Annotated in this window: 9 protein-coding genes and 1 tRNA gene (1 of these 10 only partly in view); 2 read left to right on the plus strand and 8 right to left on the minus strand. The window is 45.9% G+C overall.

The annotated features are described in order from the left end of the window. Positions 1–236: 236 nt before the first annotated feature. Positions 237–2,336, minus strand: coding sequence for a cytochrome c3 family protein (locus tag COW15_RS06030; protein ID WP_293630951.1), 2,100 nt, complete (start codon positions 2,334–2,336; stop codon positions 237–239). Positions 2,337–2,874: 538 nt separating this feature from the next. Between COW15_RS06030 and COW15_RS06035 the strand changes: the two genes are divergently transcribed. Together COW15_RS06035 and COW15_RS06040 are read left to right on the plus strand one after the other, a co-directional pair. Continuing rightward, complete coding sequence (locus tag COW15_RS06035; protein WP_293630952.1) at positions 2,875–3,468, plus strand: thymidine kinase; 594 nt, start codon at positions 2,875–2,877, stop codon at positions 3,466–3,468. 278 nt (positions 3,469–3,746) lie between these two features. Beyond that, positions 3,747–6,830: a transglycosylase domain-containing protein gene (locus COW15_RS06040; protein WP_293630953.1), complete on the plus strand. Its 3,084-nt coding sequence runs from the start codon at positions 3,747–3,749 to the stop codon at positions 6,828–6,830. A gap of 100 nt (positions 6,831–6,930) precedes the next feature. Here the strand turns inward: COW15_RS06040 and COW15_RS06045 are convergent, their stop codons facing one another. From COW15_RS06045 to COW15_RS06075, 7 genes are all read right to left on the minus strand, one after another. Next, complete coding sequence (locus COW15_RS06045) at positions 6,931–8,310, minus strand: sigma-54 dependent transcriptional regulator (RefSeq protein WP_293630954.1); 1,380 nt, start codon at positions 8,308–8,310, stop codon at positions 6,931–6,933. Continuing rightward, positions 8,307–10,118: an ATP-binding protein gene (locus tag COW15_RS06050; RefSeq protein ID WP_293630956.1), complete on the minus strand. Its 1,812-nt coding sequence runs from the start codon at positions 10,116–10,118 to the stop codon at positions 8,307–8,309. Before COW15_RS06050 ends, COW15_RS06045 begins: the two co-directional genes overlap by 4 nt. Before the next feature lie 101 nt (positions 10,119–10,219). Further along, positions 10,220–11,617, minus strand: coding sequence for a TRAP transporter large permease subunit (locus COW15_RS06055; protein ID WP_293630958.1), 1,398 nt, complete (start codon positions 11,615–11,617; stop codon positions 10,220–10,222). Next, positions 11,617–12,273 carry a TRAP transporter small permease gene (locus tag COW15_RS06060; RefSeq protein WP_293630959.1) on the minus strand — a complete coding sequence of 219 codons (657 nt, stop codon included), beginning with the start codon at positions 12,271–12,273 and terminating at the stop codon, positions 11,617–11,619. Before COW15_RS06060 ends, COW15_RS06055 begins: the two co-directional genes overlap by 1 nt. Positions 12,274–12,338: 65 nt before the next feature. Further along, positions 12,339–13,358: a TRAP transporter substrate-binding protein gene (locus tag COW15_RS06065; protein WP_293630960.1), complete on the minus strand. Its 1,020-nt coding sequence runs from the start codon at positions 13,356–13,358 to the stop codon at positions 12,339–12,341. Between the two features lie 447 nt (positions 13,359–13,805). Continuing rightward, on the minus strand, positions 13,806–14,036 hold the full coding sequence (locus tag COW15_RS06070; RefSeq protein ID WP_293630963.1) for a hypothetical protein: 231 nt from the start codon (positions 14,034–14,036) through the stop codon (positions 13,806–13,808). A 168-nt stretch (positions 14,037–14,204) separates the two neighbouring features. Then, positions 14,205–14,267: transfer RNA gene (locus COW15_RS06075), tRNA-Val, on the minus strand (it continues 46 nt past the right edge of the window).

Consider the following 14,267-nt stretch of genomic DNA (forward strand, 5'->3'; position numbering starts at 1 on the left):
GTCGATGGCGATGGGAATAAAATTTTTACGCATAATTAATTGATTTTCTTGGAATTGTTGTTTTTTAGAGCTCTAACCTTAATAACTTAAATAGGTCTGAGAGTGGTTTGTAACAGTTTGTGATTCGAACTAAAAAAGAGCCTCGCATGGGCGAGGCTCCTTTGCTATTTCCTTGCAGGGAAAATAGGTACCGCTTTTTTACTTACTACTTAATCATGCGATGATGAAATGACTAATTAGCGAGTAAACTTGTGGTATTTATCAATACCAGTACTTCTTCCTGTGTCGTGACATACAGCGCAAGATTCTGAAGTGGGTTGTTTAAACCAGTCAGCAACACTTGGTACGCTGATTTCGCCACCATTACTGGCCATATGCGCCTTAGCAGAATCGCTATTATGACAAGCGAAGCAGTTAGCTGTGACTGGGCTGGTCATTTTATTACCTGGCTCAAGGATGTATTGATTTGGCACTTTGCTTAAATCAATAGCCGTTTCGTGACAGGCAACACAGCTAGTAGAGGCTTCAATTGCACCTGCGCCGTTAGCGGTTTTCGCTTGAGTGCCATCGGCTGCAATTTCACCGACTTTAGCACCTTCACCCCAGTGCCAGCTGTGAACCATAGGGCCAAAACCTGCGCCTAATACTGCTGATGTACGTGCCATACCATTATCATGGCAGGCCACACAGGCTTTACCACCTTCATCGAAGGCCCCATTTTTGTGGAACGCAGTGGCATCATTGTGACAAGTGGTACAGCTGTTATCACTGACGACGGTACGACGTTCAAAGGCAGAGACTTTAGCTGTGGTCACAGGATCAACAACATCAGAGTAAGCGGTAAAGGAAACGCCCATAGAGCCGTCATAGCCATTGGCTCTTAGTTTGCCATTACTTTGGTAACGTTGATTACCATCGTATTCCATCCAACCCGGGGTACTAAAGGTGACGCGAGCTGAGTAGGCGTAGTTAGCATTAACGGCTTGGATATCAGTGAGTAAGTGACAGATATTCTTGGTGCCATCCGCATTGTAACCATAGTAGTAGTTAGTGCGGTTGCCGGGGCGTCCCACTACAGTGTTATTGTCATAGGCATGCAAATAAGCACCCGCATAGACAATAGGTTTCTTAGCATCAAATACCAGAGGATCTGAATAGTTAAAGTTATCTTTAATACTGAAGATATTGCCTTCGGTATCTTTCACTGTCAGTGTGGTACACCAACCGGGTTCAACTTTAGCCGCTGCTGATCCATCGGGAGCATAGTGGTCAGTTTTAGTTGAAATATCATCCACTTTAACGGGTGTTGATAATTCCAGTTTATATTTAGCACGCAGTACTTGACGCTCTGTGATACCTGTTTTGCTTTCGTGCATAATGCGTAAATCTGCACCATCACTTGGAATGATAGCGCCTGGTACCCCACCGCTGTTATGGCAGTCAATACAGCCTGGGCCTGATACGTTGATATTGTTAGGCGCTTCTACGTGGCAGGAAGTACAGTTCATCACGCTGAAATCTTTGGTAAATTCCTGGTGATTAACATGGCCAATTTTTGATAGTGTGTTGGTAGCATATCCACCAATAGAGAAACCTTCGGCGTTTTTAGCTGCGCGGCTGACTGAGCCGTGACAAGCTAAACAACCTTCAACAAAGGTGACTTCACTGTCCATACCGCTAGCAACATAACTCGCATGACGACGTGGGCTGGTTGAGTAGTCAATATGGCAAGAGTAGCAACTGTCCGTAGTCGTAGAATGGGTGCCCTCAGGTTTGTTAACCACTAATGGTTGGGAGGTCGCAATACCATCGTTACCACCGACACGTAACCAAACGATACCTTCAGTGCTGGGATTAACACCTTTCATCGGTGCTTTAAATTGGTATTTGCCATCGTCGATAGTGGTGAGTGTGGCTCCTTCGGTTGCTTGGGTTGCCGCTCCACCTATATGCACATTATCTGCAACTCCATTAATATCGCTTTCGGTACGGTTGTTGATAAATCCTTTATCGGTTAAGGCTGCTACTTTAGCTTGAGCATTTAACAATCCATTGATTGGGCTGCCATTTTCATCGGTAATCTCGAATTCATAAGTGATACTACCTTCATCGAAGTTGTAGCTGAGCACTTTGATATTGGTTGCCGTCGAACTTGTTACTACAGGTGGCGTCCATGGCTCGCCAGGTGTTCCTGGTGTGCCTGGCGTCCCTGGAATGCCGGGCGTTCCTGGTGCGCCATCGGCACCATCTTTGCCATCATCACCACACCCAACAAGGGCACCTGTTAGTGCTAAGGCAACGAAATAGGCCAGTTTTCTAGAGGTGAAAATTCTCATCATAATCTCCAATTGATCCAATATGCATATAAAGGACGGATTGCAGCACTAAAGTTTGCAGGGGGAGATTAGTGCTTTGAACCGTAGGTTTTAATTTGCAAGCTATCGAATACTTTATTTTTTTAATTGAGCACAAATTGGCTCAAAGTGGATATTAGAGTTAATTGGTTGTTGAATTTTTGAACTTTACCGCATTTACACCTATTACTTTGGAGGTAGATCTCATTTTTAACATTTAATATTCATTACTTTTTCCTTATAAAACAATATTTAAGGTTTAATTAAGGTTAATTTAACAACTTGATATATTTACGCGGATTTAACAAGTGTTGCTGTTTGTGGGCAGCTAATGGAGCCACTTAATCGGTGTTTGGGCGAATTTTTAGGCATGCAGATATTGGATTTATGGCGCTATTGCTGAATTTCGACTTAAAGCTTAGGGTTGGCTAGTGTTCTGATATGGAGCCTAATGGTAGACTATTACCTAATTTAGCTCTGGCGACAGACGTGAATAAATAACGTTTTAAGGGTATTCGTTTTGGCACAACTCTATTTTTATTACTCAGCAATGAACGCGGGCAAATCCACTTCCTTATTGCAATCTTCCTATAACTATCGCGAACGCGGGATGAATACCTTAGTGATGACGGCCTCGATCGATGATAGATACGGTAAGGGCAAGGTGGCTTCTCGTATCGGTATTGAGACTGAAGCGCAGGTTTTTAGCAGCCAAGATAACCTTATCGATATGATCCAAACTGCACATCAGGCAATGCCACTGAGTTGCGTCTTGGTGGATGAGTGTCAGTTTTTAAGCAAAGAACAGGTTAAACAATTAACCTATATTGTTGATAAAATAGATATTCCTGTGTTGTGCTATGGTTTACGTACGGACTTTCAAGGGGAACTCTTTAGCGGCAGTCATTATTTGCTGGCTTGGGCCGATAAGTTAGTCGAATTGAAGACTATCTGCCATTGCGGCCGCAAAGCCAATATGGTGGTGCGCCTCGATGGCGATGGCAAAGTGATGCGCGAAGGTGAGCAAGTGGCGATTGGCGGTAATGATAGTTACGAATCGGTTTGCCGTAAGCATTTCCGTGAGTTTATTTGGGATGAGCCCAATATCGCCTGAGGTAATGATGTCAAAGGGCAAATGGTGAATATTTTTAGATAAACCACTTTGAGATGAACAGTTAACTCATTAAAATAGCGAAAAATCTGACGACAAATTAGCTTGCTCTCCAAAGAGTCAAAGTCGATGCATAGGAAAAGGAAATCCTCCGATGGGTGAAATGAGCACTACTTGAGTGTTTAGCGGCTATACACTTAGTCGCTAACCTCTGTTGCGAGCATAAGTGGGCTATCAGATCCCACGTGAAAAAGTGATTTTAGTGATTTTTTGGAGCAGTTTTGCCTAATACTACGCAAGAGATGAAGTTCGAAAATTATCGTCCTCGTCCGCCGCAACCCGAACCTAAGGCCGAGCCTAAGCCTAAGGCCAGATCTAAGGGACGTGCTTGGTTCCTATTTTTTATTCTTATACTCTGTTTAGCGATTTTGATTGGCCAAGAGGTTAAGACCTCTTTCTATCAGGCAAAATACATTAATCAATATGCCCAGAAACTCACCTATGAGTTGAGAAGCGAGCCGACCCCATCGATTATCTACCCAAGTTATGGTCCTTTCGATGAGCGCCATGGTTACAGCAAGTTGCCCCTGTATATCGACAGATTATTGCAGCGAAATTTCCAGATCACCCAGCAAGTGGCATTTTCGCCAGCATTGCAGGAATATGCGCAGTTAGGATTTTTCCCGCCTTACCATGAGAAAGCGCAATCGGGGCTCACTTTACTCGACTGCCGTAATACCGATCTATACGAGTTTACCTACCCTAAACGTGTCTATCAGGATGACGATAAGATCCCTAACGAGATCGTCAATACCTTGCTGTTTATTGAAAACCGCGAGTTGTGGACAACGGAAGAAAAACTTAACCCAGTGATCGATTGGCCACGATTTGTGGTGGCGGGAATGAGTCAAATTGCTGAAATGCTCGGGATGAATGTCTCCACGGCAGGCGGCAGTACGCTGGCGACCCAGATTGAGAAATTTCGCCATTCTTCCCAAGGTTTAACCTTGAGCATTAAAGATAAATTACTGCAGATTGGTTCTGCCACTGTGCGTGTGTACCAGCAGGGGGAGAAAACGGAGCCCGCCCGTAAACGTATCGTGCAAGATTATTTAAATACCGTGCCTTTATCCTCTGCACCCAATCATGGCGAAGTACATGGGATTGGTGATGGACTGTGGGCATGGTTTGGTACCGATTTCGATACGGCGAATCAGCTATTAGCCTCACCCCAAATCAAAGCGAATGCGGCTAAGCGTGGGCAAGTGTTCCGCCAAGTGGTTGCCCTGATGATTGCCCAGCGCCGACCTTCCTATTATTTATTACAAGGCCATGAAGATCTTGAAAATTTAGTCGATAGCCACATTCGATTACTCGGTCAATATTACCTGATAGACCGTGGCTTAAGGGATGCAGCATTAGCGCAAAGATTGCAATTTAAGGTGACTAAACCCCAACGTAATACCCAGTCATCGGGGGCCGATAAAGGCGTTAACACTATCCGTATCCGCACCGCAGGGATGTTAAACGTCGGCTTATATGATTTAGACCGATTAGATCTTACGGTCAATAGCAGCCTACACAGTGACTTGCAGCAACAGGTCAGCCATTACCTGCGCAGCCTTGGAAAAGTGTCAACCGCAGAGCAGGTCGGCCTCTTGGGCGAGCGTTTATTGGAACCCAGCCAACTGCAAAATGTGCTCTATAGTTTTACCTTATACGAGCGTACCGATACGGCTAACCGCGTTCGGGTACAGACCGACAGTACGGACCAACCCTTTGATATCAATGAAGGAAGCAAGTTAGAACTCGGCTCGACCGCGAAACTGCGCGTATTAGCAACATATTTGGAGATCATCGCTGAGATCCACGATAAGTATGCGAAGAAACACGGGATTGAGTTAGAGTCGATCATTATAGAACCGAGGGATCACTTAACGCGCTGGGCCATCGATTATCTGATTGCTAACCCAGATAGACGCCTAGACCGCATGTTAGATGCTGCCCTGCAACGGGAATATTCTGCATCGCCCAATGAGCAGTTTTTCACCGGCGGTGGATTACATGTGTTTAATAACTTTAAGAAGTCGGAAGATCTTAAAACACCAACCATGTACCAGGCGCTGCAAGACTCGATTAACTTGCCCTTTGTGCGCTTGATGCGCGACATAGTGAACTACAGCAGCAGTATGCAAAACGAAGGCAATATGGCCCAGCTGCTGCGTAATGATAAAGATCCCCGCCGTGAGGAATATTTGCGAATATTTGCCGACCGTGAAGGCAATACCTTTGTGACTAAGTTCTACCGCAAGTACAAGAAAGTGGCCGCAAATGAAAGGTTCGACATGTTCTTCGATGGCTTATCACAATCGGAACAACAGCTTACTGCGGCCTATCGGTATTTACAGCCCAATGAGTCTATCGCCTCTTTTAAGGCCTTTTTACAGCAGCACTTGCCACAAAATAGCTACAGCGATAAGCGTATTAAAGATCTGTATAACAAATATGGTCCAGATAAATATAACCTGCCCGATCAAGGCTATATCGCGCGGGTTCACCCCTTGGAGTTATGGGTACTCGATTACCTTAATCACCACCCGGATGCCAACCTAAGCGATGTGAAAGAAGCCAGTAAAGCTGAGCGTCAGGAAGTCTACCGTTGGCTCTTTAGGACTCGGCATAAGAACGCCCGTGATGTGCGGGTACGGGTGATGCTCGAGGTGGAGGCCTTCCTCGATATTCACCAACGCTGGGCGCGTTTAGGCTATCCCTTTGAATCTATGGTGCCTTCCTTAGGGTCGGCGCTGGGCAGCTCGGGGGATAGACCCGCTGCGTTGGCCGAACTGATGGGGATAATCCAGAACGATGGCGTAAGATTGGCCACAGTGCGTATTAATCAGCTGCATTTTGCGGCGGATACCCCCTACGAGGTTCGGCTGCAAAATCAGCATACCCAAGGTGAGCGCGTGATGCGCCATGAAGTCGCTCAGGCGCTCAAAGCGGCATTGGCAAACGTGGTACAAAATGGTACGGCAAGGCGTTTAAAAGGTATTTTCACCGATGAGAATGGGGCAATGCTGGCCATAGGTGGCAAAACGGGCACGGGAGATAACCGCATTGTGACGCAAATGCAGCAGGGCCGAAAAGTCGCCACCACGGCGATGAACCGCACCGCCACCTTTGTGTTTTATTTAGGGGATAACTATTTTGGCACTTTAACGGCTTTTGTGCCGGGCAGTAAGTCCGATGATTTTAGCTTTACCTCGGCACTGCCGCTGCAGGTGATGAAGGGCATGATGCCGATCCTCGCCCCCTATGTAAAAAACCAAAAGGGAATGTGTGCCGTTGAAGCTGCGATGGAGTAGTTTGCCGAGTGTATTTTGGGTATTGGATTTTGCCAAGATAACTAATTGACTAAAAAATATATTTTATAAACCCCGCGTAACTTACGCGGGGTTTTGTCTATCACTCCTCTAAATTCACATACTGTTTTCTGTCTAAGTCATATTTACGCATTTTATCGTATAAGGTTTTACGGGGCAGCTCGAGCTGTTCCATCGTGAGTTTTATACTGCCCTTATTATGACTTAAGGCTTCTTCAATCAGCACGCGCTCAAAAAATTCGACCCGTTGCAGTAGTGACATGCTGGAGTGCAGACTAGGGGTATTCCCTAGGCTACCCGCAAAGGCGGCTTCACCACCGAGGAGTACATAACGCTCGGCGAGATTCCTTAGCTCGCGCACATTACCCGGCCAGTCGTGTGAGGTGATAATGGCATTTTGCTCGGCGTTGAGGGGGATAAGCGCCTTGTGGTAACGCGCCGAAGCGACTCGAGCAAAGTGTAAAAATAATAGGGGGATATCTTCGCGGCGATCCCTCAGCGGCGGGATTGGCACTGTGACTAAGTTTAAGCGGTAGAGTAAGTCTTGGCGAAATTCCCCCGTGTCGCACAGGCCCTTTAAATCGACCTTAGTGGCAGCAATAACACGAATATCTAAATTAATACTCTTATTTGAACCTAAGCGTTCAACCTTACGATCCTCAAGTACTCGCAACAGTTTGACCTGCAGTGACAGCGGCGTACTTTCAATCTCATCTAAAAATAACGTGCCGCCATTGGCATATTCAAATTTACCTATGCGCATTTTATCTACGCCGGTAAATGCACCGGCTTCGGCGCCAAATAGCTCGCTTTCAATAAGATTTTCAGGGATGGCACCACAGTTAATGGCGACAAAATTGGCTTGGCTGCGGCTGCTATGATCGTGTAAATAACGGGCAACGAGTTCTTTGCCTGTGCCGGTTTCGCCTTCAATTAACACATCGGCGGGGGTATCTATCACTTGATCTATGATATGGCGCATTCTGTTAATGCCAGCACTGTGACCTAAAATTCGCGGCCCCGGAAGACTTTGACTTTCTAACTCTTTCTTTAATTTACGATTCTCGAGGGTGAGGCTGCGTTTATCCAGTGCACGTTTTACTACATCGAGCATATGCTCATTGTTGAAGGGTTTTTCGAGAAAATCATAGGCACCTTGCTTTAACGCGCTAACGGCCATTGCTATGTCACCAAAGCCGGTGAGTAGCACTACGGGGAGATCGGGGTCCTGTTGGCGAATTTGCTGCATCAGGCTGATGCCATCGAGCTGTGGCATATTGACGTCGGAGATCACGACCCCTGCCCAGTCTTTGTCCAGTAGTTTAGCTATGCCTTTAGGCTCAGTGCTGGCGAGGGCTTTAATACCTTCGAGTTCAAATAACTGCACTAATACAGTGCCTATATGAAGTTCATCATCGATGATAAGCACCGAATAGTCTTGGATTGATGTGGGCAAACTCATATTGACTGGCGTTCCTCGAGCAAATAAATCGGCAAAATAATATGGAAAATAGCGCCGCCGTCTTCGGCATTGGCGACATTGATCTGACCCTGCATTGACTCAATAATACGTTGGGAAATCGATAATCCTAGCCCAAGGCCATGGCGTTCGTTCGTGGTGAAATAGGGCTCGAAGATTTTTTCCATTTGACTTTCCCTGACGCCGGGCCCCGAATCTTGAATGCTGATACAGAATTTATCTGTACTGGTAACACGAATAATCAAACGCCGTCTAACCGATAGCTGCATGGCGACAATGGCATTACTCATAATATTGACAAACACCTGCTGCAATCTGACCCTATCGCCCCAGACTTGGTATTGTCCTTCGGGTAATTGTACATCCAATTCAACCCCTTGCTTATCAATTTCGGGTTGCACTATCGTCAGCGCCTGCTTAATACAGCGGTTAATATCGGTGGCGCTGTCGGTGCCTTGGCTCTTGCGGGTAAAACTTTTAAATTGACCGACAATATCGGCAAGTCTATCTGTGAGTTCGATAATAATCTTAAGATTATCCAATGCCTTATCCTGCATATTACGGACAAGGAAGGTTTGAGTATTCTGTGCATAGCTGCGTAGGGCTGCCAGTGGTTGATTGAGTTCGTGGTTGATACTGGCGGACAGACTGCCTATCACGGTTAATTTTGCCGCCTGGATCAATTCATCTTGGGTATCCTTTAGGCGATTGTTGGCCTGCTTGAGATCTTGAGTCCGCTCTTCGACCCGTTGTTCGAGCAGGTTTTGCGCCAGTTGCATACGTTGCAGGTTGCGACGCCGCTCACTGCTAAAGAGGATGCCCAGTGCCAGTAACAGATAAATCGAGGCCGACAATAGCATCATCGCCGGCATAGACTCGATCAGCGGCTTCATCGGCGAGAGAATATGCACGCGCCAACCCGCCTTGGTCATCAAATGATGGGTATCCATATACTGGGCTAGGGCATTGCCCGTGCGTATTTGATAAATATGATCGCCGTTATTACCCTTTTCTTGATATTGGGGTTTCATTAACAATTCGCCTATCGGACGTTCGGCGTAGCGTTTTGAGGCATTCAGCGCATACTGTTTCGCTTGAGTCAGTGGCGTGAGAGACGTTAGGCGCCACTCGTCGACGCTGGAGATAAACACTATGTCGTCGGGATCGCTGATCAAAAACTGGTATCGACCCGCCATCGCTATACTCGTGCTCTGCTGTTCTATATCGGCAATATCGACTTTGACGATAATAGCCCCGAGTATGCCTTTGCCTCCCTGTTGATAAATGGGATATGAAAAGTAAAACCCGCGTTTATCAGAGCTAGTTCCCACCGCATAGTAGCGGCCTAAATTACCCGAGATGGCATCGGTATAATAGGGTCTGAAGGAATAGTCCTTACCGATAAAAGAGAAACTCTGTTGCCAGTTACTGGCGGCAATGGCAATCCCTAATGCATCGATAAGATAGATGTCTGAAGCCTCTGTAACATGCTGTATTTCCTCTAAATAGAGGTTTAATTCTTGGATTTTGTTCGGATTTTGCTGATCATTAAGCACGTTAGCCAACATAGGGTTTGTGGAGAGCACATGGGGAATGCTTTCGTAACGGGAGAGGGCACCATCCAAAAAGCTAACGAGTTCCTTTAATTGTTTTTCCGACTGTTGTTGGATCTCCACTTTGCCCTGATATAAATGTACCCAATAGGTTAATTTCAAAATGACAAATAGGCCCGCGAGTAGCACTATGGTCAGCAGAAGACGTTTCTTGGCTTTTGGTGTCATGGGTAGCATTGCGGATAATCCTGATTATCACTTAAGACAAAACAAAGCGAGCCTGAGTAGGCTCGCTTAAAAACTAACTAGGATCAAGGAATAATCTTTATCCCTTGAGATTAATATCCGTTCAGCTTATCGAGCAGTTCGGGTAAAAACAGCGATATTTGCGGCACATAGGTGATAAGGACGAGGAAGGCCAACATTAAGGCTAACCATGGGAGCACGGATTGAATAACCCAGCCGATACTGCGGCCTGTGATCCCCGCCGTCACGAAGAGGTTGAGCCCCACTGGCGGTGTTAGCATCCCAATCTCCATGTTCACGACCATGATAATGCCTAAATGGATCGGATCTATCCCCAACTGGGTGGCGATGGGGAACAGGATTGGCGCCATAATGAGCACAATGGCCGAAGGCTCCATAAAGTTACCCGCAGCCAGCAGCAGCAAGTTCACAATGATCAGGAAGCCCCAAGCGGGTAGGCCCATGCTCACAATATATTCAGCGATGATATGGGGAATGCGTTCTGTGGTTAACACATGGGCAAACAGCATAGCGTTAGCGATGATAAACAGCAGCATAATGCTGACCTTGGCGCCATCCCGTACCACATGTCGAACTTCTTTATCTATGGGGGTTTTAATCAACCCTAACAGCATATGAGCTAAGTTGCGCCCGCATGCCGCGAGTAGATTTTCGTTTGGATTACGCCAAGCCACATTTTTGAGTGGACCAATATCACGGTAGCCAAATACGGCAATAAAGTAGGCATACATACAGGCGACAGCCGACGCTTCAGTGGGACTCGCCACACCGCCATAGATCGAACCTAATACGATAAAGATAAGCGCTAACCCACCGAGTGCTTTACTACTGGATATCCCAAGTTGCTTAAAACCAGGGAAAGGGCGTGAAGGCAGATTCTTGAAGCGGGCGATTATGTAGATAACGACCATCAACAGAAATCCCATCATTAAACCTGGGATTAAGCCCGCCATAAACATTCTGGCCGCTGATACCTCTGTCGCTGCGGCATAAACCAGCATCACAATCGAAGGTGGGATCAAAATGCCAAGGGTACCCGAAGTGGTAATCACACCTGCAGCGAACTTTTCGGGGTAACCCGCTTTCACCATACCCACGATCACAATCGAACCAATGGCTGCCACTGTGGCGGGGGATGAGCCCGAAACTGCGGCAAATAGCATACAGGCCATTACGGATGCCATGGCTAAACCACCACGAATATGGCCAATGCTGTCCATGGCGAAGTCGATAATTCGTCTAGCAACCCCCCCAGTGGAGAGGAAGGCGGAAGACAGGATAAAGAAAGGAATTGCCAGCAGCGTGTAATGCTCAGACGAGGACTCATACAGCTTTAGTGCAATTGAGGCTAGTGAATCATTGGAAAAGAATAAAATCGTCAGCATGCTGGAAAAACCTAACGCAATCGCGATGGGCATGCCTAAAAACATACAGACGAGCAGGGCGGTAAATAGAGTTGCAATCGCCATTATTTCGCCTCCTTGTTATCTGTGTCCGATGTCAGAGTGCTATGTGCCTGTTGAGCACTTTCATCAATTAAATGCATACTTTCTTTCGCTTCATCGGCAAATTGGAGGCCAGAGACTTGGTTGCGTAAAATGGCAATAAAGAGCTCAAGGAAACGCCATGTGAGCATACTAAAGCCAATCAGCAGAATACTTTGGGATATCCATATGGGCACAGCACCATCTTCTACATCGATTCGTAGAGTGTTCCATGCAAAGTCAGGATCTAAACTATTTAACAGGAATTTGGGGAAGTTGATGTCCTCCATTGGCACACCGATTTGGTACATTTGCGATAGGTAAGACCAACTGCCCTTTAGAAAGAGTCCGCAGTAGGTTAAGCAAATCAAGGCCGTGATTAAGGATGTGATCTTCTTCGCCTTAGGTGGCAGGGTTTTCACAAAGGCATCGACACCGATATGGGCTCCGACTTTTACCCCGTAGGACATGCCAAATAACACAAACCAACCACACAGGGTTAAGGTGAGTTCTTGGATCCATAAAAAACCCGTATGGAAGAAAAATCGTGCTACGACCTCGGAAAATACGAGTAGTGTCATTAAGGTGATCAGTAGATTGAGCACACCTTCTTCAAAGTAACCAAAAATTCGCGATATCACAGCAGTACTCCCCTCGCTGAAATACCGCTTAACCCCGAATAGGGTTAAGCGGTTTAGTATCATTATTATTTATTTGCAGCAACAGCGGCTTCAATCACATCTTTACCAACTTGATCTTCAAACTTAGCCCAAACAGGCTTCATTACATCGATCCATTGTTGGCGTTCTTCTGACGTTAAAGTCACTAGAGCAGAGCGTTTAGAATCAAGGATTAACTGTTTATCTGCGCTATCTTTCTCGGCAGCGATTTTATTACCCAGTGCAATGGACTCATCTAATGCTTCTTTGATGATCTTACGTTTGTCAGCGGGTAAACCTTTCCAGAACGCATCAGAAGTCACGACCATATAATCTAAGACTCCATGGTTACTTTCTGTAATATGGCTTTGAACTTCATAGAATTTTTGTGAGTAAGTGTTAGACCAGGTATTTTCTTGACCATCGATGGCGCGGGTTTGTAGCAGGGTGAATACTTCAGAGAAAGGTTTTTTCACTGGAATAGCGCCCACGGCATCAAACTGAGCCGCTAATACGTCAGATGCCATTACACGGAACTTAAGACCCTTGGCATCGGCAGGTTGTTTTAACGGAGTATTGGCAGAAAATTGCTTCATGCCATTGTGTAGATAGCCTAAACCGACAATTCCCTTACGGCTCATGGAGTTCAACAGAGTTTGGCCCGCATCTCCCTGTTGGAAACGGTTTACTGCATCCATATCATTAAATAAAAATGGTAAATCAAACACTTGCAGGCGTTTAGTGTAACGCTCAAATTTAGAGAGCGAAGGTGCTACAAATTGCACGTCGTTTAACAATAGTGCTGCTAACTCATTGTTATCCCCAAATAACTGTGAGTTAGGAAATACGCTGACAGTGTATTCACCCGGTAAACGTTGCTCAACGAGTTCCTTAAATTTTAGGGCCATTTGACCTTTTGGCGTATTTTCCGCGACGACGTGGGAAAATTTGATTTCAACTGGGGCGGCGAACAGGTTAAAGCTGGTTGCGAAAACAGAAGCGAGGGCTAGCATTTTTGCAACGGTTTTCAATGGACGGGTGATTCCAATCTGTTGATTCAATGTCATTTTTGAGTTCCTTTTTCTGTTGTTAGGATTTGTCCCCAGTCTTGGTTAGTTTGTTACCAAGTGTGAGTAGGAATACAGCCTTGATTTCCCTGAGGTCTGTCTTACTAAAGGCAAATACCACGCCAACTTACGTTGCGCTCTGTAAGTGTTTGGTTACTAAAGTGTAGTTCATTTGATGTTTGTCACACTTTTAGTTTAATGGGTGAGATCTCGCTCACGCTTATTCTTTGTTTGGGTGGAAATCCACCCAAATGCTTATTTCTACCTTGCTGATGAGTATTCGGCCATTGCCGATTAAGTAAGCGTAATCAGTTATTTTTAGATCAAAAAGAGTTTAAAAAGTGGCTGAGTTTAAAAAGTTGATGGCATGGTTTAAGTGAAGAGAAAGCTGCGTCTAAGGAGAATACTGTATATGGCTTTAGTATGCGCGGGAGCTATATTGGAAAATCACTCATCTTCAGCACCAATACGTTTGAGAATGGCATCGCTGGGGAGCAACTCTAAGTGACCGTATTCATCAAAATACCAACCCGTGATATAGCCCTTTTGGCGCATGCTGACCAGATTCTGCATGACTTCCCGTGCTTCCTTTAGGGCGGTTTGTTCATCACAGGCGTGGGTGTGTTTTAGATAAGCCGCAATATGGGTTAAGGAGGCGGATTGGCTGACACTGGCCATAGTGTTGATCTCCAAGTATGCCAAAGGCAGAGTGAAATCAGGCATGGGCGGCAATCGCATTGGGTGGTTAACAGGACATTAAATGTGAAATTGCCAATTAAGCACGCACTGATCTAGATCAAGCATAGTTGAGTAGGGCTGAGGGTAAAGTATAAGAGGGAAAAAGTATGGTGGTCGCTACTGGGCTCGAACCAGTGACCCCCTCCTTGTAAGGGAGGTGCTCTCCCAGCT

Source organism: Shewanella sp. CG12_big_fil_rev_8_21_14_0_65_47_15, assembly GCF_002783505.1.
Classification (GTDB): Bacteria; Pseudomonadota; Gammaproteobacteria; order Enterobacterales; family Shewanellaceae; genus Shewanella.